We start from the raw sequence: 26,102 nt of genomic DNA on the forward strand, positions 1-26,102 counted from the left end.
GAGGTCAGCGGCCTACTGCGTAGCCCTGCATGCCGCGTGGGTTGGCCGCGGCCGCGAGAACGCCGTCGGCCTCCTTTCGTACCGCGCACAGCCGGCCGAGGCTCCACGGATCCGACTCGGTCACGACGTGCCCACGCCGTACCAGCTCGTCGATGACGGCGCGGCCGACCCGGCTCTCGACAACCAGCCCACCCGGCTCGCTGGTGCGCGGGTAGAACGACGACGGGAACCCTGTCGTATGCCAAGCCGGCGCGTCGATCGCCTCCTGCAGATCAGCTCCCGCGCCGAGGTGCCGCAGCAGGAACAGCAACTGCCACTGGTCCTGCTGGTCACCACCAGGCGAACCGCAGGCCATGACCGGCTCACCGTCCCGCAGCACCAGCGTCGGCGTCAGAGTCGTCCGCGGACGCTTCCCAGGCGCAAGCGACGCCGGTAGCCCCTCCTCGAGCCAGAACATCTGCGCCCGACTCCCCAGACAGAACCCAAGCTCCGGAATCGTCGGCGACGACTGCAACCAACCACCGCTCGGCGTCGCCGAGATCATGTTTCCCCACCGGTCGACCACATCGACATGGCAGGTGTCCCCACGCGTCTCACCAACCGGAGAAACGGTCGGCTCACCGGTCGTCGCATCACCAGTCTCGTTGCCCGCAGCAATCGACGGCAGCCTCGGCGTACGCCCGTCCGGGCTACCCGGCCGCAACTCCAGCGACGCCTCCGAACCGATCAGCTTCGCCCGCTCAGCGGCATACCCAGGCGACAGGAGCATCTCGAGCGGTACGTCGGCGCCGTCGCCGTACCACGCCTCCCGGTCCGCGTACGACAGCTTCATGACCTCGACCGTCGCGTGCACGCCCTCGGCGGTATCAAGGTCGACGTCACCGAGCTCCGCGAGTACGGCGAGGGACTGCAGCAGGCCGGGTCCCTGACCCCACGGACCGGTCTTGGCGACCGTGTAGCCGTTCCACTCGTACGTCGCCGGGTCCTCCCACGTGGCCTCGAACGCCGCCAGATCGTCGCCGGTGATCAAACCGGCGTGATCCGAGCCGCTGGAGTCGCGATGCGGCAGCCGCGAGAACGCGTCGATCGCCTCCGCGACGAACCCTTCCCGCCACGCCTTCCGTGCCTGCTCGATCTGCGCCTGCCGGTCCGCACCGACGGCCTCGCGCACCAGCTTCTCGAGCGTCGCGGCGTACGCTTCGTTGCTGAACCGGCCCGTCACCGGCTGTCCGTCCTTGAGCCAGAGCGCGGCGGACGTCGGCCAGTGCTCCTCGAAGAGCTGCTGCACGGTGCCGATGGTGTCGGCGATCCTCGGCACCAGCGGATGCCCGTTGCGGGCGTAGTCGATCGCGGGCTCGAGTACGACGCTCAACGGCAGCGTGCCGTGGTCGCGCAACAGGAGCAGCCAGGCGTCGACCGCGCCGGGAACCGTGGCCGCGAGCGGACCGGAACCGGGCACCAACGTCAGACCGAGTGACCGGTAGTGCTCGATGGTCGCACCGGCCGGCGCGACGCCCTGACCGCAGAGCACCCGCGGCGCCGGGTCGTCGGCGGTCGCGATGATCGCCGGCACCTCCCCGCCCGGCCCGTTGAGGTGCGGCTCGACCACGTGCAGCACGAACCCGGCGGCGGCGCCCGCGTCGAACGCGTTACCGCCCAGCTCGAGGATCCGCATGGCCGACTGCGACGCCAGCCAGTGCGTGGACGAAACCATCCCGAACGTGCCACGGAGGGTAGGACGAGTGGTGAAGCTCATGGGGCCTCCCGGCCTGGACTGAGGACCTGAGATTGCGAAGCGACCGGTCGTACGTCGGGACCGGTGCCGTCGTCGTTGACGAGGTGACACGCGACCTGATGTCCACCTTCCCCGATCGTCCGCCGTTCCGGGACGACTGTCCGGCATGTGTCCACCGCGACCGGGCATCGGGTGTGGAAACGGCAGCCGGGCGGCGGGTCGATCGCCGACGGAAGGTCGTCACCGAGCAGAACGGGCCGGCGGGCACGCTGCTCGGCAGGATCGGGGACCGGCGCGGCGGACAGCAGCGCCTGCGTGTACGGGTGCGCCGGGTTCCCGAAGATCCTCGCGCGCGGTCCCTGCTCCACCAGCTGCCCGAGATACATCACCGCGACCTCGTCCGCGAGGTACTCGACCGCGGAGAGGTCGTGCGTGATGAACAGGCAGGCGAAGCCGAGATCACGCTGGAGATCGGCGAGCAGGTTGAGGACGGCGGCCTGCACGGAGACGTCCAGCGCACTGGTCGGCTCGTCCGCGACGAGCAGCCGAGGCTCGGAGATCAGCGCGCGGGCGATGCTGACCCGTTGGCGCTGACCGCCGGACAGCTCATGGGGTGCACGCTGCGCGACCTCCGGGCGCAGGCCGACCCGGCGCAGGGACTCCGACACCTTGGCGGAGATGTCCTTACGCCGCATCAGCCGCAGCGGTTCGCCGACGATGTCGCCGACGGACAGTCGCGGGTCGAGCGAGCCGGCCGGGTCCTGGAACACGATGGACACGTCGCGGCGGTGCGGCCGGAGCCGGCGCCGGTTCAGGTGGGTGATGTCGGCACCCGCGAGCCGGACGGTTCCGCCGGTCGGTTCGAGCAGCCTGACGATGCAACGGCCGACGGTCGACTTCCCGGAGCCGCTCTCGCCGACGAGCGCGACGACAGAACCTTGCCGGATCCGCAGCGTGACACCGTCGACCGCCCGCACGGGCCCGAAGTGCATGACGAGGTCCTCGACCTCCAACGCGAGGGACTCCATCAGACCTCCACGGGTTCGCGGACCGGGTTCCAGCACGCGACGCGATGCGGGCGGTCGGTGAGTTGCGGCTGGGACGACGTACAGGTGTCGAGGGCACGTGGGCAGCGGTCGGCGAACGTGCACGCGTCGGGTTGCTCGGTGAGGACCGGGACGAGGCCGGGAATCTCGTTGAGGCGCTGGTCCTCCGCGTGCCGTCCGGCGGCGGGAGAGGCCCCGAGCAGACCGACCGTGTACGGGTGCTCCGGGTGCGCGAACAGGTCGTGCACGTCGGCGGTCTCCACCACGCGTCCGGCGTACATCACCGCGACCCGGTCGGCGAGATCGGCGACCACTCCGAGGTCGTGCGTGATCAGCACGATGCTGGTCCCGAGGCGCTCGCGCAGACCACGCAGTACGTCGAGGATTCCGGCCTGGATCGTGACGTCGAGGGCCGTGGTCGGCTCGTCGGCGATCAGCACCTTCGGATCGCAGGCGACCGCCATCGCGATCATCACGCGTTGCCGCATACCGCCGGACAGCTGGTGCGGATAGTCCCCGACGCGGCGCTCGGCGGACGGGATGCCGACGAGCTTGAGCAGTTCGATCGCGCGGGCGTGCGCCGCCTGACGGTTGAGGCCGATATGCGTCCGCAGGACCTCGATGATCTGGTGGCCGACGGTGAAGACCGGGTTCAGCGAGGTCATCGGCTCCTGGAAGATGTACGCGACCTCGCGGCCGCGGATCGAGCGGAGCGTGCGCTTGTCGGCGCCGATCAGCTCGGTCCCGTCGAGCTCGACGGAGCCGTCGACGGTCGCGGTCCGGGGGAGCAGGCCGGCGATGCTCATCGCCGTGACGCTCTTGCCGCAGCCGGATTCACCGACCACCGCCAGCACTTCGCCGTCCCCGACCTCGAAGCTGACCCGGTCGACCGCCGACAACGGCCCGTCCTCGGTGCGGAAGGTGACGGACAGATCTTTGACTGCCAGAACGGGTTTCACCGGCGGCTCGCCTTCGGGTCGAGGGCGTCGCGGAGGCTGTCGCCGACGATGTTGAACGCCAGCGTGAGCAGCATGATCGCGACACCCGGCATCACCGCGGCCCAGGGCGCCCGGGACGCGAACTGCTGCGCGTCGGCGAGCATCGTGCCGAGGCTCGGGGCGGGTGGCTGGATGCCGAGGCCGAGGAACGACAGCACGGCCTCGCCGAGGATCGCCGCCGGGATACCGACGGTGGCCTGGACGATGATCGCGGAGCCGGCGTTCGGGAAGATGTGCCGGCCCAGCACCCAGGCGTCGCTGGCACCCTCGACGATCGCCGCGGCGACGAAGTCGAGCGACTTGATCCGCAGCGTCTCCGACCGGACGATCCGGATCATGCCGGGGATCTGCGCGATCCCGATCGCGATCGCCGCGTTGCCGAGGCTCGCGCCGCGGATCGCGGCCAGCCCGACCGCGAGGATCAGGAACGGGAACGCCAGCACCAGGTCGGTGAGCCGGGAGATCAGCGCGTCGACGGTCCGGAAGTACCCGGCGATCAGTCCGAGCGGTACGCCGACCACCAGCGAGAACGCGACCGCCAGAACACCGACGTGCAGTGACGCGCGCAGCCCGAACATGATCCGCGACAGCACGTCGCGACCGAGATCGTCGGTGCCGAGCAGGTATCCGGCGGTGCCCGGGGGAGCGAACGCGCGGTCGAGGTGGGTCTGGGTGGGTTCGTGCGGCGCCAGCCAGTTGGCGAACACCGCGAGGATCACCGCGATCGCCAGCACTGCCAGCCCGGTGAGAGCGAGCGGATTGTGCAGGATCCGGCGTACCACCCGGCGGCGGTTGCTGCGGAGCGGGGCCGCTGTCAAAGCATCAGTGACATCAGCGACTGCCATCACGCTTCACCTCGCACGCGGATCCGCGGATCGATGACGGAGTACAGCAGGTCGACCAGCAGATTGATGACGATGTACGCCGTCGCGGTCACCAGCACGACCGCCTGGATCACGGGGTAGTCGCGCTGGAAGACGGCGTCGACGGTCAGCTTGCCGAATCCGGGGAGCGCGAAGATCCGCTCCGTCACGACCGCGCCGGAGATCAGCGCGCCCAGCTGGAGGCCGACGATCGTGACGACCACGATCAGGCTGTTGCGCAGGGCGTGCTTGCCGACGACCGCCTTGGGCGGGAGACCTTTGGCTTCGGCGGTCCGGATGTAGTCGGCGGACAGCGCGTCGAGCATCGAGGACCTGGTCTGGCGCATGATCACGGCGGACAGACCGGTGCCGAGGATCAGCGCCGGGAGGATCAGGTGGTGCAGGTTCGCCACCGGGTTGCTGAAGAACGGGACGAAACCCGAGGCGGGAAAGAGGCCGAGGGCAACCGACAGGTACAGGATCGCCATCAGGCCGAGCCAGAAGTGCGGCACCGACAGACCGAGCAGTGCCAGCGCGTTCGCGGCCCATTCCGCCGGGCGCCCACGACGTACGGCGGCGATCACACCGGCGCCGACCCCGATCACGCTGGCGATCAGGATCGCCAGCACCGACAGCTCGATCGTCACCGGCAGCGCGCTCAGGATCATCGACCGCACCGGCGTACCGGTCCGGATCGACTCCCCGAGATCACCGCGCGCCGCATGGCTCACGAACTGCCAGAACTGCACAAGCCACGACTGATCGAGCCCGTACTGCTGCCGGATCGCCCGCAGCGACTCCGGATCCCGGTCCTCACCCGCGAGCGCCAGCGCCGGGTCCCCCGGCAACGCCCGCACCCCGGCGAAGACCACGATCGTCGCGAGCACAAGCGTCACCGCAGACTGCCACAAACGATTGAGCAGGTACCGCCTCACTTCGCGAATCCTGCGAAGGCCGTGCGGATCACGCCGTCGGGGTAGACCTGGATGCCCAGGAGCTTCTTCGAGACGCCGGTCAGGTTGCGCTGGCGGTACATGTAGATGATCGGGTCGTCCTGCTGCAGCAACGTGGTGACCTCGCCGTAGAGCTTCACGCGCTGGGCCTGGTCGGTGGACTGGCGCGCGTCGGTCAGCAGCTTGTCGAGGGCCGGGTTGCTGTAGCCGGAGACGTTCTGGCTGCCGGTCGTGCCGACGAAGTTGTAGATGTTCGCGTCCGGGTCGACCCGCCCGGACCAGCCGAGCTGCAGCAGCTCGAAGTCACCACGGTCCTGCTGGTCCAGCAGAGCGGCGTACTCGACCGGCTTGATGACCAGATCGAACCCGGCGTCCTTCACCATCCCCTGCAGCGCCTGCGCGAGTCGCAGACTGTCCGGGTTGTTCGACGTGATCATCTCGACCTTGTACGGCGTCGTCACGCCGGCGTCGGCGAGCAACTGCTTGGCCTTCGCGGGATCGTGCGCCGGGCACACCTGCGCCGCGTCGGACGTGAACTCGCTCTTCGGCGAGACCGGCGAGCAGGCGACCGTGTTGAGCCCGTTGAAGATCGACTTCACCAGCGCCTCCCGGTCGATGGCCAGCGCCAGCGCCTGGCGGACCTTCGGGTCCTTCGCGATCGGGGTGTCGAGCTGCTTCTGCGGGTTGCCGATGCCGTTGGCGTTCCCGATGTTGACGGTCAGACCCTGGTAGCCGAGCGACTGCGACTGCAGCACGCTGACGGTGTCGTCCTTCTGCAGCGTCGGCGCGTCCTGCGACGACAGCGAGTCCGCGACCTGCGCGTCTCCGGACTTCAGGTTTGCGGAGCGGATGCTGGAGTCGGTGATGATCCGGTACTCGATCGCGTCCAGGTGCACCTTGGCGGCGTCGTAGTACTGCGGGTCCTTGACGACCTTGATCGAGTTCTGGGCGACCCGGCTGGCGAACTTGAACGGGCCGACGCAGACCGGCGCGGTGGAGAAGTTCGCACCGAGCTTGGCGACCGCGGCCGGGCTGAGCACCATCCCGGCCCGGTCGGCCAGCGCGGCGGCCAGCGGGGCGAACGGCTTCGAGAGCTTGATGACCACGGTCTTCGGATCCGGCGTCTCGATCGCGGTGACCGGGCCGAGCTCGCTCTTGCGCGCCGAGCCGGCCAGCGTGAGATCGCGGTTCAGCGAGATCTTGACCGCGTTCGAGTCGAACGTGCCGCCGTCGGCGAACTTCACGCCCTCCTTCAGCGGGATCGTCAGGCTGAGCCCGTCGGCCGAGACCGTCGGCAGCGCGGTCGCGAGCTGCGGGACCAGCTTGGCGTCGGGGCCGAGGTCGTAGAGCTTCTCGCACATGGTGTGGAAGACGTACCGCGAGTACAGGCTGCGCGAAAGCGTCGGGTCCAGCTTGTCCGGATCGGCGGACAGGGCGACGGTCAGCGTGCCGCCCTGCTTCACCTTCGCCGCGTCGGCCGCCTCACCGAACACATCCTGCCCAGCACTCGACTGGCCGCCGCCCGACGCGTTGTCACCGCCGGCCGGCTCAACCGGTGAGCAGGCGGTCCCAACGAGGGCCAGCGCGACCACGGCCGCGCCGGCCCCCACCACACTCCCGCACCGGGTCCCCAGCTTGAAACGGTTCACAGCAAGTCGACGAGTCATCACGTGCTCCTGGTTAGGCGGATGTTGTCGACTGTTTCATGTATACAAGGTGGGTGCGCAAGTGAATCGGCGAGTTTGTTGCAACCTTTTACTACTCGACCGGATAGGTCAGGTTCCCGGCCGGGACGGAATGGTTGCCGAGAGCAAGCGCCATCAGGTTCGGGCCGTCGTACTGAGGGTGATGGATGCCGAATCCCGTGGCCTGCCGGAACCCGAACCGCGGGTAATACTCAGCGTGTCCGAGCACGACAACCGCAGGCTCAGGGCGATCACGCGCCGTCGCCAAGGCGGCCCGTACGGCGGCACCGCCGGCGCCCTGCCGCTGGTACGCCGAAAGCACCGCGACCGGCCCGAGTGACAGGACCGGGACGTCGCCGACGTGACAGCGGGTGAGGAGCGCGTAGGCGATCGGCTCGTCGTCGGAGGTCGTGGCGACGAACGAGAGCCCGGGGATCCAGGCGACCGGGTCGGCGCGGAGCTGGTCGAGGAAGTCGACCTCGAACTGCCGGCCGAAGGCGTCACGGGTCAGGTCGCGGAGCGGGTCGATGTCGGACCGAGTCTCGACACGGGTGTTCCAGGTGATGGACAACAGAGGTCCCTTTCGGAGGTTCAGTGGATGAGTTGAGCGACCGATGGCGCTGCCGGGCGTGCCGCAGCGCGGGCTGACGCGGTCATCAACTCATCTCCTCCTTCTCCGAAGTCGCGGCCAACTTTAACCGAGCGCGAGGCGTCAGTCACTCTGAATTCGTCGACTGAACAAGGGGACTTCAGTGAACGTGAACCGCAAGCATTCCGGTAGTTGGAGAAGGTACGGCCTGGGAGCAGGCGCGGTCGCCGCACTCCTGACGACCGCGGCCTGCGGGGCAGCGAACGCGTCGGACGGGAGCAAGCCGTCGGACCAGCAGAGTTCCACGCCGTCGGCGAGCGCACCGGCCTCGTCGAATCCGGTGGAGCCGGCGGCCTCGACCTCGACCGCGACACCGAGTGCGGCACCGACTGCGGCACCGTCGAAGAAGCCCACTGACGACGGCAGCGTCGACCTGTGCACGATGGCGGACCTGACCTTCACCGTCACGAACTACGACGGCCCGGAGGAGGACGTTCGGCATTTGATGCTCGTGGCAACCAACAAGAGCACCAAGAAGTGCGACGTACAGAACTACCCCGAGGTCACCCTCGGCAACGCGCAAGGCAACGCCCCCGTGAAGGAGGGCACTGCCGATGACGAGGCGGTCACGCTCGCTCCCGGCGCGAAGGCGTACGCCGGTGTGCTCGCCACCGGCGGCCACATGGACACCTATCCCGTGAAGTTCATGACCGTCAGCCTCGGCAGCCCTGGCGGGGAAGCCCCGGCGGAGAAGGCGATCAGGGTGAAGATGCCCGTCACCTCGTTCGAGGCCGACGACGGCCAGCGTGTCACCTACTGGGCCGGCACCGAGGGCCTCGCCATGCGCCCGGTCACCCAGTCCTGACTACCACTCGACAACCAGCGGATCCCTGGACGGCGCACCGGCCGGGACCCAGGCGTCGTCGACGAACCGGTACGGGTGCCAGCGGCCGTGGCGGTCGAGGCGGAGCTGTGTGTCGGCGCCGAGAGTCAACTGGTTCGCCGACGTACTGATGGTCAGGTCGTCGTCCGCGGCGAGCAGCTCCGTCCGCGCCCGGTTGAGCTCGGCCGGGTCAGGAGTCCAGGTGTGCTCGAGTACGTCGAGACCGGGAGCGCCGCCGTACCGCCAGGCTTGGATGCTCGGGGCAAGGTCCCGGCCAGTCGACTCGGCTAGCGCCGGGACCAGTTGCGGGAAGTCCGTCGCGAGGCGAATCGCGTCCTGCCATTCGTCGAGCGGTTGCGGCTCGGCGGTGCCGTGGAGGAGCGCGTTCAGGATCGATCGGGCGCGGCGGGCGGCGTCGAGCACCAGCAACTGCAGCACCTGCGGCCCGAGGTCGCCGGGCGGTTCGATTCCCGCGACCGCGAGCTCGTCGGGGGCAATCCTGGCTGGGAGCTCCGGCGGCTCGGGCAGATCGCCGGGCAGGCCGGCCAAGACGTCGGCGATCGCGACCCCAGCCTCAGCTTCAGCGGGCTGGGCGGACGAGGCCTGCAGTTCGTCAAGGAGGGCCGCACGCGTGTGGCCGCGGAGGAGCAGCAGCACGAACGGGTCGGCGTCGAGGAGCCAGGCGACCTGGTAGCAGAGGGCAGCCGCGTGCTGGCAGGGGAGTTCCCACGCGTCGCACGTACAGCTTGGGTCGAGGTCGCCGATGCCCGGCAGCAGCGTGACACCTGCGTCGGACGCTGCTTCGACCAGACTGTGCGGCATTTCGCCGTCGAGCAGCGCGGCGATGTGACCGGCGCGCGCCGCGACCTGCTCGCGGAACCTGCGCCAGTCGTCGTCGCTCAACTGATCGACGTGCACCACGGATTCGTACGTGTCTTCGGGTGAGTAGACAGTGGCCGCGATCCGTCCCGGGCTGATGGTGATCGTGCCGACCTGCCCGGAGTTCGCGTACCGGCGGCCCTTGCGGAGCTGACCGGCGTCCAGCGACGTGTCCTCCATCGCCTGCACCCAGGCCCGGGCCCACCACGAGCGGCCGCGGGTGCTGCGATGCTGTGCCGCGAAGGCCGGGAAGCCTTGTGCCTCGGTCATCGTGCACCTCCTCGCAGCTGGACCAGGTCGGCCAGTTCGGCGTCGGAGAGTTCGGTCAGCGCCGCCTCGCCGCCGGACAGCACGGCCTCGGCCAGTTCGCGTTTGGCGGCGAGCATGCCGGCGATCCGGTCCTCGATGGTGCCCTCGGCAATCAACCGGTGCACCTGCACCGGCCGGGTCTGCCCGATCCGGTACGCCCGGTCGGTCGCCTGGTCCTCGACCGCGGGATTCCACCAGCGGTCGAAATGCACGACGTGATCGGCGCGGGTCAGGTTGAGCCCGGTCCCGGCCGCCTTCAGCGACAGCAGGAACACCCGGACCTCGCCGGCCTGGAACCGGTCGACCATGTCCTCGCGCCGCGCGACCGGCGTACCGCCGTGCAGGAGCTGGGTCGGGATGCCGCGGTCGGCGAGATGCCGTTCGAGCAGTCGCGCCATCGCGACGTACTGCGTGAAGACGAGCACGGCGCCGTCTTCCGCGACAATCGTCTCGAGCAATTCGTCGAGCAGCTCGAGCTTTCCTGAACGGCCGGTCAGCCGCGCGTCGTCCGGCTCCTTCAGGTACTGCGCGGGATGGTTGCAGATCTGCTTCAGGCCGGTCAGGAGTTTCACGATCAGGCCGCGGCGCGCCATCCGGTCGCTCGCCTGCACCTCGGCCATCAGCTCGCGAACCGTTGCCTCGTACAACACGACCTGCTCGCGGGTCAGCGACACCGCCTGGTCGGTCTCGGTCTTCGGCGGCAGCTCGGGCGCGATCCCCGGATCGGACTTCTTCCGGCGGAGCAGGAACGGCTTGACGAGCTTCGCGAGCCGCGCCGCCACCTCCTCGTCCTTGTCCGCCTCGATCGGTTGCGCCCACTGGTTGCGGAACGATCCGAGCCGGCCCAGCAGCCCCGGCGTCGTCCAGTCGAGGATCGCCCACAGCTCGGACAGGTTGTTCTCCACCGGGGTGCCGGTCAGCGCCACCCGCGCCTTGGCCGGCACGGTCCGCAGCGCCTTCGCCGTACCGGACGAGGGGTTCTTCACATGCTGCGCCTCATCGGCGACCACGAGCGCCCACGGATGATCGGCCAGCCGTACGGCGTCACGCCGCAGCGTCCCGTACGTCGTCAGCACGAAACCCTCCCGCGCGTCGTCGAGCGAACGTGACGTGCCGTGGAAGCGCCGTACGGGAGTGCCGGGAGCGAAGCGCTGCACCTCCCGCTCCCAGTTGCCGAGCAGAGAGGCCGGGCAGACGACCAGAGTCGGACCGGCGGTCTCAGCGGACTGCTGGCGGTGCAGGTGGAGCGAGATGAGCGTGATCGTCTTCCCGAGGCCCATGTCGTCCGCGAGGCAGCCGCCGAGGCCGAGCGACGTCATCCGGGACAGCCAGCGCAGACCGCGCAGCTGGTAGTCGCGGAGGGTCGCCTGGAGACCGGCGGGTGCTTCGAGCGGATCGTCGGCGCGGTCCGGGTCGGCGATCTTGGCGCGGAGGTCGTCGAGCCACTTCGCCGGTGTGACGGTGACCTGGCGCCCGTCGATCTCGGTGGTGCCGGTGAGCGCGACGCCCAGAGCGTCGATCGCTGTGACGGGTTTGAGGATGCGTTCACGGGCCTTGCGGGCGAGGTCGGGATCGATGAGCATCCACTGGTCGCGGAGCCGGACGACCGGTCGGGTCGCCTCCGCGAGCTGGTCGAGCTCGGCCTCGGTCAGCGGGTCGTCGCCGAGTGCCACTTGCCAGCTGAAGTCGAGGGTGCTGTCGCCGCCGAAGAAGCTCGGCAGATCGCTGGGCGGCCCGTCCGTCGACGTGATGGCGGCGCGTGCGGTCAGCTCTCGTCCGAGGCTGCGCGGCCAGTGCAGGTCCACGCCTGCGGCCGCGAGCCGCTGCGCCGAGCCTGCCAGCAGCTCCGCGACCTCTTCGTCCGCGAGCTCCATCCGGTCCGGTACGGCGGAGTCGAGCAGGCGGCTGAGTGGTTGCCAGACGCGTGCTGCGCGGCGGATCGCGAGGGTGGCGTCGATGCGTGCGCGCGGGCCGAAGCCGGGGACGTCGGTGGACCAGACATCATCCGCGTCTCTGACGAGGGTCGGGTCCTTCAGGCTGTGCAACTGGACCATCGCGCTGAAGGCAAGCGAGTCGGCCAGTTCGATCCGGAGCGAGATCCGGACGCCGGTGTCGAGTCCGGCCGAGACCTCGTCGGCCCAGGTCCGCAGACGGTCGGCGCGTTGCGGTGCGGTCGCGGTGAAGAGGTTGGTCTGATGTGCCTTCGCGGCGGCGGGGGAGCGAGGCATGCCGTCGGCCACGGCATCCAGAAACTCCCGCAACAAGTCCTCGGCAACAGGCACCCGCAGGTCGGTGAGGGGGAGCGCTCGGGCTGAGGCGGGCATTGCTTCGGCGAGTTCGAGGACTCGGGTGATGTCGTCGGGGTCGAGGGGGCCGACCCGCCAGGCGTCGTGGCCCTCGGGAGTGACGCCGGGCAGGAGCTTGCCGCGGGCAACCAGTTGAAGAGCGACGAGGGAGGCACCGCCCCAGAAGGCGGCCGACGGGTGCGCCCCGGGTGCACGGCGCATCCGCCCGAGGATCGGAACCGCCTCGGCCACCGGCAGCTCGACAGCACGCACGCCCTGCTGCGGCTCGCCTGCAGCGATCAGGTCCAGCTCCACCTGATCGCCGACGCCGAGGGGGAGTGGGCCGCCCTCCGGATCCCAGAACGCCACTCGACTCGCGCGTGGTGGATCGGCCGGCCGGAAAACCACCGCACACCCAGCCAGCTCATGCCCCGTGCCCACCAACCCGACGACCTCCGACTCACTCAGTACAACGCGAACAAAGAAACTCAGACCGGAACTGCTGCGGCGTCCGCCGTCCCAGGCTGGTCGAACTGGGTCCGGTGCAGCTCTTCGTACCGCCCGCCGGCGGCGAGCAGGTCCGCGTGCCGGCCGCGTTCGACGACCTGTCCGTTCTCGATCACGAGGATCTGGTCGGCGGCCCGGATGGTCGACAACCGGTGCGCGATCACCACGGCCGTCCGTCCGGACAGCGCCTCGGCCAGCGCCGCCTGGACCGCGGCCTCGTTCGTCGAGTCCAGCGCGGCGGTCGCCTCGTCGAGGATCACCACCCGCGGCTGCGCGAGCAGCAATCGGGCGATTGTCAGCCGCTGCCGCTCACCACCCGACAACCGGTACCCACGCTCACCCACGACCGTGTCGAGCTGATCAGGCAGCGACCGGATCAGCTCACCCAGCCGAGCTCGCTCCAGCGCGTCCCACAGGTCCTCCTCGGTCGCCTCGGGACGCGCGAGCAGCAGGTTCTCCCGGATCGAGTCGTGGAACAGGTGCCCGTCCTGCGTGACCATCCCGAGCGTCTCCCGCAACGACTCCGCGGACACATCCCGTACGTCGACCCCGGCGAGCTTCACGGCTCCCGAGTCCACGTCGTACAACCTGGGAATCAGCTGCGCGATCGTCGACTTGCCGGCGCCCGACGAGCCGACCAGCGCGACCATCTGCCCCGGCTCGGCACGGAACGAGACGTCGTGCAGCACCTCGACGCCGCCGCGCGTGTCCAGCTTCGCGACCTCTTCGAGCGACGCCAGCGACACCTTGTCCGCCGACGGGTACGCGAAGCTCACGCCGGAGAACTCCACCGCGACCGGGCCCTCGGGCACGCGGCCCGCGTCCGGCTTGTCCTTGATCAGCGGCTCCAGGTCCAGCACCTCGAAGACACGCTCGAAGCTCACCAGCGCGGTCATCACCTCGAGCCGCGCACTCGCGAGCGCGGTCAACGGCGAGTACAGCCGGGTGAGCAGCAACGCCATAGCGACGACCGCACCCGCGTCGAGCTGGTCACGCAACGCGTAGAAGCCACCCAGCCCGTAGACGACCGCCAGCGCCAGCGCGGACACCAGCGTGAGCGAGGTGACGAAGATCCACTGCACCATCGCGGTCCGCACGCCGATGTCCCGCACGCGCCGCGCGCGCACCGCGAACTCCTGCGACTCGCGAGCCGGCCGCCCGAACAGCTTGACCAGCGTCGCACCAGGCGCCGAGAACCGCTCGGTCATCTGCGTGCTCATGGTCGCGTTGTAGTCCGCCGCTTCCCGCTGCAGTCCGGCCAGCCTGGCCCCGATCCGGCGCGCGGGCACGACGAAGACCGGGAGGAGAACCAGCGCCAGCAGAGTGATCTGCCACGACACGCCCAGCATCACCACCAGCGTCAGCACGAGCATCACCAGGTTGCTGACGACGCCGGACAGCGTGTCGCTGAACGCGCGCTGCGCGCCGATCACGTCGTTGTTCAGCCGGGAGACCAGCGCGCCGGTCCGCGTGCGGGTGAAGAACGCGATCGGCATCCGCTGGATGTGGTCGAACACAGCGGTCCGCAGATCGAGGATCAGCCCTTCGCCGATGCTCGCGGACAACCATCGGGTGACGAGGCTCAGCCCGGCCTCCGCGACCGCGATGGCCGCGATCAGCAGCGACAGTTGCAGGACGAAGCCGAAGGCCTTGCCGCCGACGATCGCGTCGACCACCTTGCCGGCCAGCACCGGCGTGGCGACCGCGAGGACCGCGGCCCCGATGCTGAGCATCAGGAAGGCGACCAGGTACCGCCGGTGGGGGCGGGCGAAGGCGAGGATTCGTTGCAGAGTGGCTCGGGAGAAGGGTCTCTTCTCGTCCTGGGCGTTCATCGCGTGGTAGAGCGAGTTCCACGCGGTCATTTCCATACTCACGGCTGTGCTCCGCTGGATCGATCGGCTGGGACGGTCGATGATTCCGCACACCACCGACAAAACCTCACGCTAGAACCTCGACGGAACTTGAGGTCAACTGCGTACACTGTACGAAGAATAGCCGATGGCAAGGAACGACGCACATGAAGCAGGAGTACAGCGGCAGCGGGGACCCCGCGAAGAGTCTCGAGCTGCTGTGGCGCCGCCGTCCCGCGCCGACCCGCGGGCCGAAGCCGGCGCTGACCGTCGACGGGATCGTCGCGGCCGCCCTGCGGATCGCGGACGCCGAAGGACTGGCCGCGATGTCGATGCGCCGGGTCGCCGACGAGCTCGGCGTCGGCGCGATGACGCTGTACCGCTACTTCCCAGGCAAGGGTGAGTTGCTCGACGTCATGCTGGACACCGTGTACGGCGAGTTGCCGCGCCGCGCCGTACCGGGGGACTGGCGGGCGGCGCTCGACGAGGTCGCTCGCGAGAACCGGGAGCTGTACCTGCGGCACCCGTGGCTGCTTCAGGTGGCGATCAGCCGGCCGCCGCTCGGCCCGAACGTGATGGCGAAGTACGAGTGGGAGCTGACCGCGGTCGAGGGGATCGGCCTCACCGATCTGGAGATGGACGCGACGGTCGCCCTCGTCAACGGCTACGTGCACGGCGCCGTCCGTACGGCGGTGGAGTCGCGCCAGGTGATCCAGCGGTCCGGGATGACGGACAAGGAGTGGTGGCTGGCGCACGTGCCGCACCTGGACCAGATCGGCGACCTGAAGAAGTTCCCGCTCTCGTCCCGGGTCGGAACCGCCGTCGGGAATGAGTTCGACGCTCCTTATGATGCCGAACATGCGTTCGAGTACGGTCTGGAAAGGCTGCTGGACGGCGTGTCCGCGCTGGTCCGTGACCGGACTGCACCGGAAGGGTAAATGCAGTTGTGAGTGAGTACTCACTCAGTTACCTTTGACGGCGTGAGCCCACGAGCGACCCCACTGCCCCCCGAGGAACGGCGCGCTGCCATCCTCGCGGCCGCGCTGCCGTTGCTGGAGGAGTTCGGCGCCGAGGTCAGTACCAAGCAGATCGCCGAGGCGGCGGGGATCGCCGAGGGGACGATCTTCCGTGCGTTCGGCAGCAAGGACGCGCTGGTCGAGGCCGCGATGGCGACCGCGTTCGACCCGTCGGACCTGATCCACGCCCTCGAACAGGTCGATCGCACGCTGCCGCTGCGGGAGCGAACCGTCGTCGCGGTCGAGATCGGCCAGCGGCGGTTGCGCCGGGTGTTCAAGCTGCTGTTCGCGCTGCGGATCCGCCGGCCACCCGAGTTCAAGCACTCGACGCCGATGGACGAGGCCCGGCGCAAACGCCAGAACGACCTGGCCAACGCCGCGTTCGCCGACCTGCTGCGACCGGACGCCGACCAGCTGCGGCTGCCGCCGGAGGACGTCGTACGGATGATCGGCCTGCTCACGTTCTCGGCCACCCACCCAATGGTTTCCGGCGGCCACGTGCTGACCGCCGAGGAGATCGTCGACTTCGCCTTCGACGGTCTGCTCAAGCACCACACCCAGCCACACACGGGTCAGCCACCGGCTTCCGAGGACATCGTCGGATTCGCGCTCGACGGTGCCCGCCATCACGACTCTGGGGATGATTGATGTTACTTCGCGTCTTGCGTACGCACCTGCGTCCGTACGCGGGAAACCTGCTCCTGGTGGTCGTCCTGCAACTGATCGGGACGATCGCCTCCCTCTACCTGCCCAGCCTGAATGCCGACATCATCGACAACGGCGTGGCCAAGGGCGACACCGGCTACATCATGAGCACCGGCGGCTGGATGCTGGGCGTCAGCCTGGTGCAGATCGCCTGCACGATCACCGCCGTGTACTTCGGTGCGAAGACGGCCGCCCTGTTCGGACGTGACGTCCGCGCCGCCGTGTTCCACCGGGTCGGCGAGTTCTCCGCGCGGGAGGTGAACCAGTTCGGCGCGCCGACGCTGATCTCCCGCAGTACGAACGACGTCACCCAGATCCAGATGCTGGTCGTCACCACCTGCACGATGCTGGTCGCCGCGCCGATCACGATGGTCGGCGGCGTGATCATGGCGGTCCGCGAGGACGTCGGCCTGTCCTGGCTGGTGGCGGTCGCCGTACCGCTGCTGGCGATCTGTATCGGGTTCATCGCGAGCCGGATGGTGCCGCAGTTCCGGAAGATGCAGAAGAACATCGACGGCGTGAACCGGGTGCTGCGCGAGCAGATCGCGGGTATCCGGGTGGTCCGGGCGTTCGTCCGCGAGCCGCACGAGGTCGAGCGCTTCGGCGAGGCCAACGCGAACCTGACCGACACCGCGATCCGGGCTGGCCGGCTGATGGCGCTGGTGTTCCCGACGGTGATGCTGATCCTGAACGTGTCGAGTATCGCGGTGCTGTGGTTCGGCGCCTCCCGGGTCGAGAACCAGACCATGGAGGTCGGTGCGCTGACCGCGTTCCTGAGCTACCTGATCCAGATCCTGTTCTCGGTCATGATGGGCGTGTTCGTGATGATCATGGTGCCGCGCGCCTCGGTCTGCGCGGACCGGATCTCCGAGGTCCTCGACACTGAGTCGTCGGTGCGGCCGCCGGTCACGCCGATCGGCAGCTTCACCGGCCGCGGACAGCTGGTGTTCGAGCGCGCCTCCTTCAAGTACCCGGGGGCCGCCGAGCCGGTACTGCGGGACATCAGCTTCGTCGCGTCGCCGGGTCAGACGACCGCGATCATCGGCAGCACCGGCGCCGGTAAGACCACGCTGCTCTCGCTGGTGCCGCGGTTGTTCGACGCGACCGAGGGACGGGTCCTCGTCGACGGTATCGACGTACGGGAGATCGAGCCCGAGGCGCTGTGGGAGCGGATCGGTCTGGTGCCGCAGCGTCCGTACCTGTTCTCCGGGACGATCGCCAGCAACCTGCGGTACGGCAACCCGGACGCGACCGACGAGGAGCTCTGGGAAGCGCTGGAGATTGCCCAGGGCAAGGACTTCGTCGAGGCGATGCCGGAAGGGCTGAACGCGCCGATCGCGCAGGGCGGCACGAACGTGTCCGGCGGTCAGCGGCAGCGGCTCGCGATCGCGCGGGCGCTGGTCCGCAAACCGGAGATCTTCCTGTTCGACGACTCGTTCTCGGCGCTCGACCTGGCGACGGACGCCCGGCTCCGGGCGGCGCTGCGGCCGGTCACCCGGGACGCCTGCGTGGTCGTCGTCGCCCAGCGGGTCTCGACGATCATCGACGCCGACCAGATCGTGGTGATCGAGGACGGCGCGATCGTCGGCAAGGGCACCCATCAGGAGTTGCTCGACACGTGTCCGACGTACGTCGAGATCGTCGAGTCCCAGCGTTCCGCGGAGGAGGCGGCATGAGCGACGAACAGAAGCCGTCACCGAACGGGCAGGAGCCGACCGAGGCCGGCGCGGCCAAGACGGTCAAGGCCACTGAACGGCCGACCACCGGGCGCGCGTTCGGGCCTCCGGGAGGGATTCCGGGGGACAAGTCGATCGACTTCCTGCCCTCGGCGAAGCGGCTGCTCAAGCGGCTGCGTCCGCACCGGGTGCAGGTGTCGGGTGTCGTCCTGCTCGCGATCTTCAGTGTCGGCCTGTCGGTGCTCGGCCCGAAGATCCTCGGCCGTGCGACCGACATCATCTTCGCCGGCGCGATCGGCAAGAGGTTCCCGAAGGGCATGACCAAGGAGCAGATCGTCGAGCAGACCCGCGCGTCCGGCAACGGCCGGCTGGCGGACCTGCTGCAGGGGATCGACCTGATCCCCGGCGTCGGCATCGACTTCGATGCCCTGCGCAACGTCCTGCTGCTGGTGCTGGCGTTGTACGTCGGCGCGTTCTTCCTGTCCTGGGCGCAGGGCTACATCCTGAACGGCGTCGTCCAGCGGACCATTCTGGACCTGCGGTCCGAGGTCGAGGAGAAGCTGAACAAGCTGCCGCTGAGCTACTTCGACGGCGCGCCGCGCGGTGAGCTGCTCAGCCGGGTCACCAACGACATCGACAACATCTCGACCAGTCTGCAGCAGACGCTGAGCCAGTTGCTGACGTCGCTGCTGACGGTGATCGGCGTGATTACGATGATGTTCGTGATCTCGCCGCTGCTGGCGCTGATCGCGCTCGTCACGATTCCGATCTCGATGGTGCTGACGGCGGCGATCGCCAAGCGTTCGCAGGTTCGGTTCGTCGCGCAATGGCGGCATACCGGCGCCTTGAACGGTCAGATCGAGGAGGCGTTCACCGGGCACGAGCTGGTGAAGGTCTTCGGCCGGCAGAAGGAGATCGAGGCGAGCTTCGCGGAGAAGAACGAGGAGCTGTACAAGGCCGCGTTCGGGGCGCAGTTCATCTCCGGTCTGATCATGCCGCTGATGATGTTCATCGGGAACGTGAACTACGTGGTGATCGCGGTCGTCGGCGGTCTGCGGGTCGCCTCCGGCACGATGTCGCTGGGCGACGTACAGGCGTTCATCCAGTATTCGCGGCAGTTCACCCAGCCGCTGACCCAGGTGGCCTCGATGGCGAACCTGCTGCAGTCCGGTGTGGCGTCGGCGGAGCGTGTGTTCGAGGTACTGGACGCCAAGGAGCAGGTGCCGGACGACGCGACTCCGGTGAAGGTCTCCGACTCTCGCGGGCGGGTCGAGTTCGAGCATGTCTCGTTCTCGTACGACCCAGAGAAGCCGCTGATCACCGACCTGAGCCTGGTCGCCGAACCCGGCCAGACGGTCGCGATCGTCGGCCCGACCGGTGCCGGGAAGACCACGCTGGTCAACCTGATCATGCGGTTCTACGAGCTGAACGGCGGCCGGATCACGCTCGACGGCGTCGACATCACCGAGCTGACCCGGCACGACCTGCGTTCGCGGATCGGCATGGTGCTGCAGGACACCTGGCTGTTCGGCGGCACGATCCGGGACAACATCCTCTACGGCAACCTGAACGCCACCGAGGACGACATGCTGGCGGCCGCGAAGGCGACGTACGTCGATCGCTTCGTGCACAGCCTGCCGGACGGGTACGACACGGTCATCGACGAGGAAGGCAGCAACGTCAGCGCCGGTGAGAAGCAGCTGCTCACCATCGCCCGCGCGTTCCTCGCCGACCCGCAGTTGCTGATCCTCGACGAGGCGACCAGCTCGGTCGACACCCGCACGGAGGTCCTGGTGCAACGCGCCATGGCCGCCCTGCGCTCCGACCGCACCAGCTTCGTCATCGCCCACCGCCTGTCCACCATCCGCGACGCGGACCTGATCCTCGTCATGGAAGACGGCGCCATCGTCGAACAAGGCAACCACCGCGAACTCCTCGCAGTGGACGGCGCCTACGCCCGCCTCTACAACGCCCAGTTCAGCGGCGCCGTAGTAGACATCGACGAAGAAGCCGCCGCCCTACCAACCCCAACCCCAGCCGGCCGCCCCATCGCCCGCTGACCTAACCAGGACGGGGACACCAACCCGGTGTCCCCGTCCTCCTGCCTGTGGATAACTTCCGCGGGGCCGGCACCGGTTGTGGCGTACTTGAGCCATGGCGACGGACATGGACCCGATACGGCGACGTGGCAACCGATGGGCGCACACCATCGGTACGAAACTCGATCTCACCGACCCATCCCATCTGACCAGCCTGCGGGACGCCTACCTCGTCGCCTACCAGTACCACGCCCCGCTCATGGTCCGCGTAGCCGACGACATGCTCGCAGACCTTCGTGCGGACGTCGGGTCCCGTCGCGCCGACCGCCTGCTTGCTCTGGGCCGTGATGGGCATCACCTGGCGCTCGCGATGAAGATGCTCGATCGAAACTTCATGCAGCAGAACTCCTCGAACCTGGTGGTGTCGCGGGCGCTGGTCGAGAACGCCGTGCAGGACCTCGAGAACCACCACGGTATGACGTTCCCGCAAGTCGCCGCATTCCGGCGGGTCGCGTCGCGCGTCGATCGAGCAGACACAGCCGGTGGTTTCTGGGTGTTGAGCGAGTACTTGCAGACCGGTGGGGTGCCTGTCGGTCAGCCGGGGAGCCGGGTCAGTGTCTTCGACACGAGCTTCAAGGGCACGGTGCAAGAGCTCCTGTCGGCGGTGTATCCGGAGACGACCTTCACCGGACGGTACGCGTTCCACGGAGAGTCGCCGCACGATCCGCATCCGGGGAGCAAGAAGGGGTATGAAGTACACCTTGCGGCTACCGAGGGCCGAGGCGGTCTGCCGCTGTACGAGCTGCCGGACGACGTTTCGAAGACGTTCGCGCATCAGCTCGCGATCAACAGTATCGAGGAGCTCTTCGACGGGCCGATGTCGAGCCCGGTCCGACTCGGCGCCGCCGGCCCCGAGCAGACCGGGCAGCGTCATGACCCGGCGCTTCTGGACGGACTGAGCCGCGGCCGGATCTCAGCGCGGTTCCGGCACCTTCCGGTCCGTGAAGGTGTCAAGGCGATCAACCTCTATGCGATCGGCGACCTCGCCGGAGATGTCGCGAGGGTCCGCGATGCCGGAGGCAACTATCGTGCGTGGCTGGACGACAGGGCGCAGCGGTATCGGACGGAGATCCGCGCCTGGATCAGCGGTGGATCCACCGATCCACGGCTCGCGGAGATCCTCGACTCGTTCGTGCATCGTGCCGACAAGAAGCAGGCAGACTTGCTGCAGAAGGCACTGGACCGCGCGCAGGTCCCGGAGGCAGCGCGCGAGTCGATCTGGTCGGCGTACGAGCAGTGCGGCAGCGACGGGGACAAGACGGTCTTCGTGGAGAATGTTCTGAATTCGACTCGGGCAAGCGGAGGCAGGGATGGGCGGCGCGAAGGGAAGCGACCCGGAGGGCGACTGGATGGCCCTGGTCGGGACGACCGCGGACTATGAGGGGGTCGAGGACATGGTCGACGAGATGCTTCGGGTTGGTCCTCCGCCGCGCGTCGGCGTGCCGGCGATTGCCAAGGCGCCGATGATCATCGACACCGACCTGGGTGGGGATCCGGATGACACGGTGGCGCTGGTGGTGGCAGCTCGGCGGGTGCCGGAGCTGCGGTTGGTGGTGACCAGTGACGAGTACGGCGGGCAGCGGGCCCGGCTCGCGCGATATCTGCTGGATCTGGCCGGGCGACCGGATGTCCGGGTTGCGACGGGATCCGACCTCGGGAACAGCCGGATGTGGTTCATGGACGGTGTCTGTCCTGCCGAGGTGCCTCGGCAGGACGATGATGTGGTCGGTGTGATCGACGAGGTCTGTTCGGGGATCGAGGGACGGATTCGCTGGGTTGGCATGGGCCCGCTGTCGAACCTTGCGCGGCTGCAGCGCGAGGCGCCAGTGCTGCTTCCGCGGCTGGCCGTCACGCAGATGGGTGGGGCGATCAACTACCGGGATCCGTCGCGGGCCGAGCACAACTTCCGGGTGGACGCGGAGGCCGCGATCCGGATGGTGCCTGAGCTGGGGCGGTGGAACCCGACCTTCGTGGTGTCGGACGTGACGTTCAACCCGGCGATGGAGATCACCCGCGAGTCCGCCCTCTACGAACGCTGGGGCCGCCTGGACGCACGCCCGTGGGAGCGGGTGCTGCGCGAGCACTTCGATCGCTGGACCACGAAGTACCCGGGATCCATGCAGCACGACGCGCTGGCACTGGCGGCTGCGTTGCTCTGGCCGGGGGTGCGGTTCGTGCGGGAGCACGTGGTGCTCGACGACATCGCGCGGATGAGCCTGAAAGCTGACGGCGCCGAGATCAAGATGTCGATCTCGGCCGACTACGCGGCCTTCATGGTGTGGTTGGAGAAGGCGCTGGACTGACGGAGTCGGTCCCAGTTCTGGAGGTGGGGATGGGCGACTGCGAGACGGATGCCGTGGGCGGGCGGATGGGCCTCGCGATCGCGAAGGCGCCGATGATCATCGACACCGATGCCGGTGGGGATCCGGATGACAGTGTTGCGTTGGTGGTGGCGGCTCGGTTGGTGCCTGAGCTGGCACTGGTGGTCACTGGTGACGAGTACGGCGGGGAGCGGGCTCGGTTTGTGCGGTGGTTGCTGGATCTGGCGGGGCGGTCGGATGTTCGGGTGGTGGCGGGGGCCGATCTGGGGAATCGGAGGGGATTCGTCGTCGGCGGGATGTGCCCGGCGGAGGTGCCGCCGCAGGACACGGACGTGGCGGCTGCAGTCAGTGAGGTCTTCGAGGGGCTGGACGGGCAGGTTCGGTGGGTGGGGATGGGGCCGCTGTCGAACCTGGCGAGCCTGCAGCGGGAGCGGCCGGAGCTGGTGGCGCGGCTGGCAGTCACGCAGATGGGTGGGGCGATCAACTACCGGGATCCGGCGCGGGCCGAGCACAACTTCCGGGCGGATCCGGCCGCGGTGATCGAGATCCTGCCGACCTTGGAGCGCTGGGGGCCGCCGACGTTCGTACTGTCCGACGTGACCTTCAACCCGGCCATCGAGATCACGGCGGAGTCGCCGCTCTACCGGAGGTGGGCCGCCCCGGACGCGAGGCCGTGGGAGCGCGTCTTGCGGGAGCAGTTCGATCGCTGGACGGCGAAGTACCCGGCCCTCCAGCACGACGCGCTGGCCTTGGCGGCTGCGTTGCTCTGGCCGGGGGTGCGGTTCGTGCGGGAGCACGTGGTGCTCGACGACATCGCGCGGATGAGCCTGAAAGCTGACGGCGCCGAGATCAAGATGTCGATCTCGGCTGACTACGCGGCCTTCATGACTTGGCTGGACAAGGCCTTGGGCTGAAGCGGTCAGTCCCAGACGAAGTTGAGGGCGCGTTCGAAGTTGACGTAGCCGGCGCGGGCGAAGGCCTGGGCCATCGGGACGTTGCCCAGGTCAGTCGCGGCCCGGATGCGGTCGACGCCCTCGGCGGCGAGGATGCGGGTGCCCTCGGCAAGGATGTCGTCGATGTAGCCGTGGCCGCGGTGTGCGGGGAGTACGCCGATGTACGCGATGATCGGGTGGTAGTTGTTGCGGGCGGGTACGACGAAGCCCACCGGGCCGCCCCCGTCGGGGAGTTCGGCGATCCGCCACCACTCGTGCGGGCTCTGGTACCCGGCGAACTCCTCGTCGTAGTGCTGTTCCGCCGCCTCGCGCGGGCTCAGCCCGGACGCGAGATCCGCCTGACCGTGGGCGTCGAGCGTGCCCTCCATCACCGGCGTCATCAGAGCGACCAGATCCTCGCGATCGGCGACCGGGCGGAACACGAGCCGGCCCTTGGACTCCGGGAGCAGCGATGCCGGGGTCCACTGGAGCCGGAGCCGCTCGACCAGCAGCCGCGCGCCCGTGCTCTCGAGGACGCGCGTACGCGACTCGACCACCTCACGGGCCGCGGGGTTCTCACGCCAGTCCGGCGGGACGAAGCGCCCGTACTCGGGCAGCTTCGCGCCAGCCGGAAAGACAGCGGCTCGCGCCGTCTCGAACAACCGCAGACCGATCTCGTCGCGCTCGGCCCGCGGCAGCGTGTCGTCGACGTCGAAAAAGTCGAACTGCAGTGGCACGTCGCCGCCCGGGGTCGTCCACCAGGCAAGCCGCGCGAGGAGACGGTCGCCGTCCAGCGCGACCCAGGTCCACTCGGGGCGCCGGCAACCGTCCGCGAAGTCGTCGGGCAGTTCGTGGTCAAGGACATACGTGAGCTTGCAGAACAGCTCGATCTCCTCAGGACCGGTCAGCGGACGGTACGTCACCGAGGTCAAGTAGGGCTCCTGGGTTTCTAAGACGAGTGAGCGGTACGTCGGGCGTAGGCGCGGGCTGCGCGGACTCGGTCGCCGCAGCGGATGGAGCACCAGTGGCGGCGGCCGTGGCGGATCAGGTAGCGGTTGCAGGGTGTGGACTCGCAGGCCGTGAGAGCTTCCTCGCTCGTGAGGAGGTCCGCGGCACTTGCGGAGATCGTAGCCAACGCGTGTTCGAGGATCTCGTTCGTGGGGCAGGGGTGGGCTCGATACGGCCCGGTCTTGTCGTCCCAGCGCAATAGTGCGGCGGTGGGAACCCGGGTGAGGGCGTCGTTCACGGCGTCGAGGGCCGCGGGAAGAGCGGGGGCGCCGGTGACGCGGGCCGCGAAGAGCGAGCGGATGTGTTCGCGGAGGGCGCGGAGCTGGGTCGCGCACATCTCTTGTACGTCGGCGTCCTCGGGCGCGAGGTTGCGCGCGGTGAGCCAACGACTGACGGCGGCAGGACTGCCCAGCAGGTCGACGTACTGGCCGCCGGGCAGCGCGATCGCGGTGTTGGCGAACTCGAGCGCGAGGTAGTCGTCCGCGCCGGGAGCGGGCGGTAGCGGCGGGGTCGGGTCCATGGGATCTCATGGTACAGGTTGCGTTCATCCGTGAGAACGATCTACAGTCTCTCTCACGGATAATAGGATCCTTAACCGTGAGGACAAGATGAAGCTGACGGCGTTGCTGGTGTGCGTGTTCGGAGTGACCACGGGGGAGTTCGTGGTGGCCGGGATCCTGCCGGCCGTGGCGGGGGACCTCGGGGTCTCGATCCCGGCGGCGGGGCTGCTGGTCACGGCGTACGCGCTGGGCATGATCGTCGGCGGCCCGTTGCTGACGGCAATCACCGCCGGGCGGCCGCGAAAACCTCTCGTCCTCGGGCTGCTCGCGGTCGCCGTGACGGGCAACCTGCTGTCCACGGTCGCACCCGGGTACGGCGTCCTGTTCGCGGCCCGGATCGTGACGGCGCTGGTCACGTCCACGTTCTTCGCGAACGCGATCGTGATCGCGACCGCCGCCGCACCACCGGAGAAGAAGGCTTCGACCGTCGCGAAGCTCGCCCTCGGGATGAACCTGGCGATGATCCTCGGCGCACCGCTCGGCACCTGGATCGGCGACGTGTTCGGCTGGCGTACGACGTTCGCCGCGATCACCGCCTGCTGCGCGGCCGGACTGATCCTGGTCGCCCGGTTCATTCCGAACGATCAGCCCGGCGTACGCACCCGCGCGCTGGCGGAGTTCGCCGTCTTCCGCAACCGGGACCTGCTCCTCGCGACCGCGATCACCGCTGTCGCCAACATCGGCGCACTGATGGTGTTCACGTACCTGGCACCGCTGCTGACCGGACCCGCGTCGTTCAGCGCAGGAGCCATCGCCCCAATGCTGCTGGTGTACGGCGTCGGCGCGACACTCGGTAACCTGGTGGGCGGCCGCCTCGCCGATCGCGCCCTGCTGCCCTCACAACTTGGCGCGCTGGCAGTGCTGGTTCTGCTGCTCGTCGCCCTCCGGCTGAGCTCGGCCACGATCCTCATCGGTGTGCTCGTCTTCGCACTCGGCGCGGTCGCCTTCTCCGTGATCCCCGGCATGCAAACCCGTGTCCTCACCACAGCCGCTGCGGCCCCGACGCTGGCGATCGCGGTCAACGCCTCGGCGTACCAGGTCGCGGCCGCCTTCGCGGGCTGGCTGGGCGGCCGGGTCATCGCCGGCCCCGGCCTGCCCGCCGTCTACCTGGTCGCTGCGGGGATCACGGTCCTAGGACTGGGCATCAGTGGACTGGCGCTGCGACGCGAAGCAGCTCGCTGACGTACTCCCGGACAGGCTGCC

General features: G+C 68.8%; 21 protein-coding genes. 9 read left to right on the forward strand and 12 right to left on the reverse strand.

The window, feature by feature from the left end; translation table 11 throughout:
• Window positions 1-4: 4 nt before the first annotated feature.
• From E0H92_RS32010 to E0H92_RS32040, 7 genes are all read right to left on the reverse strand, one after another.
• The gene (locus tag E0H92_RS32010) at window positions 5-1,756 is read right to left on the reverse strand and encodes a gamma-glutamyltransferase family protein (protein WP_131498872.1); all 1,752 of its coding nucleotides are present in this window, start codon (window positions 1,754-1,756) and stop codon (window positions 5-7) included.
• Window positions 1,753-2,763 (reverse strand): ABC transporter ATP-binding protein, encoded by a 1,011-nt coding sequence (locus E0H92_RS32015; protein ID WP_131498873.1) that lies wholly within the window; start codon window positions 2,761-2,763, stop codon window positions 1,753-1,755. The genes E0H92_RS32010 and E0H92_RS32015 overlap by 4 nt, the downstream gene beginning before the upstream one ends.
• A complete protein-coding gene (locus tag E0H92_RS32020; RefSeq protein ID WP_131498874.1) occupies window positions 2,763-3,740 on the reverse strand; it encodes an ABC transporter ATP-binding protein in 978 nt (325 codons plus the stop codon). Before E0H92_RS32020 ends, E0H92_RS32015 begins: the two co-directional genes overlap by 1 nt.
• Window positions 3,737-4,624 (reverse strand): ABC transporter permease, encoded by an 888-nt coding sequence (locus E0H92_RS32025; protein WP_131296193.1) that lies wholly within the window; start codon window positions 4,622-4,624, stop codon window positions 3,737-3,739. The genes E0H92_RS32020 and E0H92_RS32025 overlap by 4 nt, the downstream gene beginning before the upstream one ends.
• Window positions 4,624-5,577 (reverse strand): ABC transporter permease, encoded by a 954-nt coding sequence (locus E0H92_RS32030; protein WP_131498875.1) that lies wholly within the window; start codon window positions 5,575-5,577, stop codon window positions 4,624-4,626. Before E0H92_RS32030 ends, E0H92_RS32025 begins: the two co-directional genes overlap by 1 nt.
• Entirely contained in the window at window positions 5,574-7,262 is a 1,689-nt protein-coding gene (locus E0H92_RS32035; protein WP_131498876.1) for an ABC transporter substrate-binding protein, read from the reverse strand. Before E0H92_RS32035 ends, E0H92_RS32030 begins: the two co-directional genes overlap by 4 nt.
• A gap of 91 nt (window positions 7,263-7,353) precedes the next feature.
• Window positions 7,354-7,851 (reverse strand): GNAT family N-acetyltransferase, encoded by a 498-nt coding sequence (locus E0H92_RS32040; protein ID WP_131498877.1) that lies wholly within the window; start codon window positions 7,849-7,851, stop codon window positions 7,354-7,356.
• Window positions 7,852-8,032: 181 nt separating this feature from the next.
• On the opposite strand from E0H92_RS32040, the gene E0H92_RS32045 reads away from it, so the two are divergent.
• Window positions 8,033-8,734 (forward strand): DUF4232 domain-containing protein, encoded by a 702-nt coding sequence (locus E0H92_RS32045; protein ID WP_131498878.1) that lies wholly within the window; start codon window positions 8,033-8,035, stop codon window positions 8,732-8,734.
• Here E0H92_RS32045 and E0H92_RS32050 read toward each other — a convergent pair whose 3' ends face one another.
• From E0H92_RS32050 to E0H92_RS32060, 3 genes are all read right to left on the reverse strand, one after another.
• Window positions 8,735-9,901, reverse strand: coding sequence for an SWIM zinc finger family protein (locus E0H92_RS32050; protein ID WP_131498879.1), 1,167 nt, complete (start codon window positions 9,899-9,901; stop codon window positions 8,735-8,737).
• Window positions 9,898-12,633, reverse strand: coding sequence for a DEAD/DEAH box helicase (locus tag E0H92_RS32055; RefSeq protein WP_238173687.1), 2,736 nt, complete (start codon window positions 12,631-12,633; stop codon window positions 9,898-9,900). Before E0H92_RS32055 ends, E0H92_RS32050 begins: the two co-directional genes overlap by 4 nt.
• Before the next feature lie 80 nt (window positions 12,634-12,713).
• Window positions 12,714-14,594, reverse strand: coding sequence for an ABC transporter ATP-binding protein (locus E0H92_RS32060; RefSeq protein WP_202873969.1), 1,881 nt, complete (start codon window positions 14,592-14,594; stop codon window positions 12,714-12,716).
• A 155-nt stretch (window positions 14,595-14,749) separates the two neighbouring features.
• Here E0H92_RS32060 and E0H92_RS32065 point away from each other — a divergent pair, with 155 nt between their 5' ends.
• The 7 genes from E0H92_RS32065 to E0H92_RS32095 all read left to right on the forward strand — a co-directional run bounded on the left by E0H92_RS32065 (window position 14,750) and on the right by E0H92_RS32095 (window position 23,313).
• Complete coding sequence (locus tag E0H92_RS32065) at window positions 14,750-15,520, forward strand: TetR/AcrR family transcriptional regulator (RefSeq protein ID WP_131498882.1); 771 nt, start codon at window positions 14,750-14,752, stop codon at window positions 15,518-15,520.
• A 42-nt stretch (window positions 15,521-15,562) separates the two neighbouring features.
• Window positions 15,563-16,246, forward strand: a complete 684-nt coding sequence (locus E0H92_RS32070; protein ID WP_238173688.1) for a TetR/AcrR family transcriptional regulator — start codon at window positions 15,563-15,565, stop codon at window positions 16,244-16,246.
• Window positions 16,246-17,979: an ABC transporter ATP-binding protein gene (locus tag E0H92_RS32075; RefSeq protein ID WP_131498883.1), complete on the forward strand. Its 1,734-nt coding sequence runs from the start codon at window positions 16,246-16,248 to the stop codon at window positions 17,977-17,979. The genes E0H92_RS32070 and E0H92_RS32075 overlap by 1 nt, the downstream gene beginning before the upstream one ends.
• Entirely contained in the window at window positions 17,976-20,039 is a 2,064-nt protein-coding gene (locus tag E0H92_RS32080; RefSeq protein WP_131498884.1) for an ABC transporter ATP-binding protein, read from the forward strand. Before E0H92_RS32075 ends, E0H92_RS32080 begins: the two co-directional genes overlap by 4 nt.
• Window positions 20,040-20,133: 94 nt before the next feature.
• Window positions 20,134-21,459 (forward strand): ABC transporter permease, encoded by a 1,326-nt coding sequence (locus E0H92_RS32085; protein ID WP_165550128.1) that lies wholly within the window; start codon window positions 20,134-20,136, stop codon window positions 21,457-21,459.
• Window positions 21,389-22,381 (forward strand): nucleoside hydrolase, encoded by a 993-nt coding sequence (locus E0H92_RS32090; RefSeq protein WP_131498886.1) that lies wholly within the window; start codon window positions 21,389-21,391, stop codon window positions 22,379-22,381. Before E0H92_RS32085 ends, E0H92_RS32090 begins: the two co-directional genes overlap by 71 nt.
• A gap of 29 nt (window positions 22,382-22,410) precedes the next feature.
• A complete protein-coding gene (locus tag E0H92_RS32095; RefSeq protein ID WP_202873936.1) occupies window positions 22,411-23,313 on the forward strand; it encodes a nucleoside hydrolase in 903 nt (300 codons plus the stop codon).
• 5 nt (window positions 23,314-23,318) lie between these two features.
• On the opposite strand, the gene E0H92_RS32100 is transcribed toward E0H92_RS32095, so the two are convergent.
• Together E0H92_RS32100 and E0H92_RS32105 are read right to left on the reverse strand one after the other, a co-directional pair.
• Entirely contained in the window at window positions 23,319-24,254 is a 936-nt protein-coding gene (locus E0H92_RS32100; protein WP_131462197.1) for a GNAT family N-acetyltransferase, read from the reverse strand.
• Window positions 24,255-24,280: 26 nt separating this feature from the next.
• Window positions 24,281-24,859 (reverse strand): CGNR zinc finger domain-containing protein, encoded by a 579-nt coding sequence (locus E0H92_RS32105; protein ID WP_131461474.1) that lies wholly within the window; start codon window positions 24,857-24,859, stop codon window positions 24,281-24,283.
• A gap of 88 nt (window positions 24,860-24,947) precedes the next feature.
• On the opposite strand from E0H92_RS32105, the gene E0H92_RS32110 reads away from it, so the two are divergent.
• The gene (locus tag E0H92_RS32110) at window positions 24,948-26,081 is read left to right on the forward strand and encodes an MFS transporter (protein WP_131498887.1); all 1,134 of its coding nucleotides are present in this window, start codon (window positions 24,948-24,950) and stop codon (window positions 26,079-26,081) included.
• The last annotated feature ends 21 nt before the right edge of the window (window positions 26,082-26,102 follow it).

This window comes from Kribbella speibonae (genome assembly GCF_004331375.1).
Taxonomy (GTDB): domain Bacteria; phylum Actinomycetota; class Actinomycetes; order Propionibacteriales; family Kribbellaceae; genus Kribbella; species Kribbella sindirgiensis.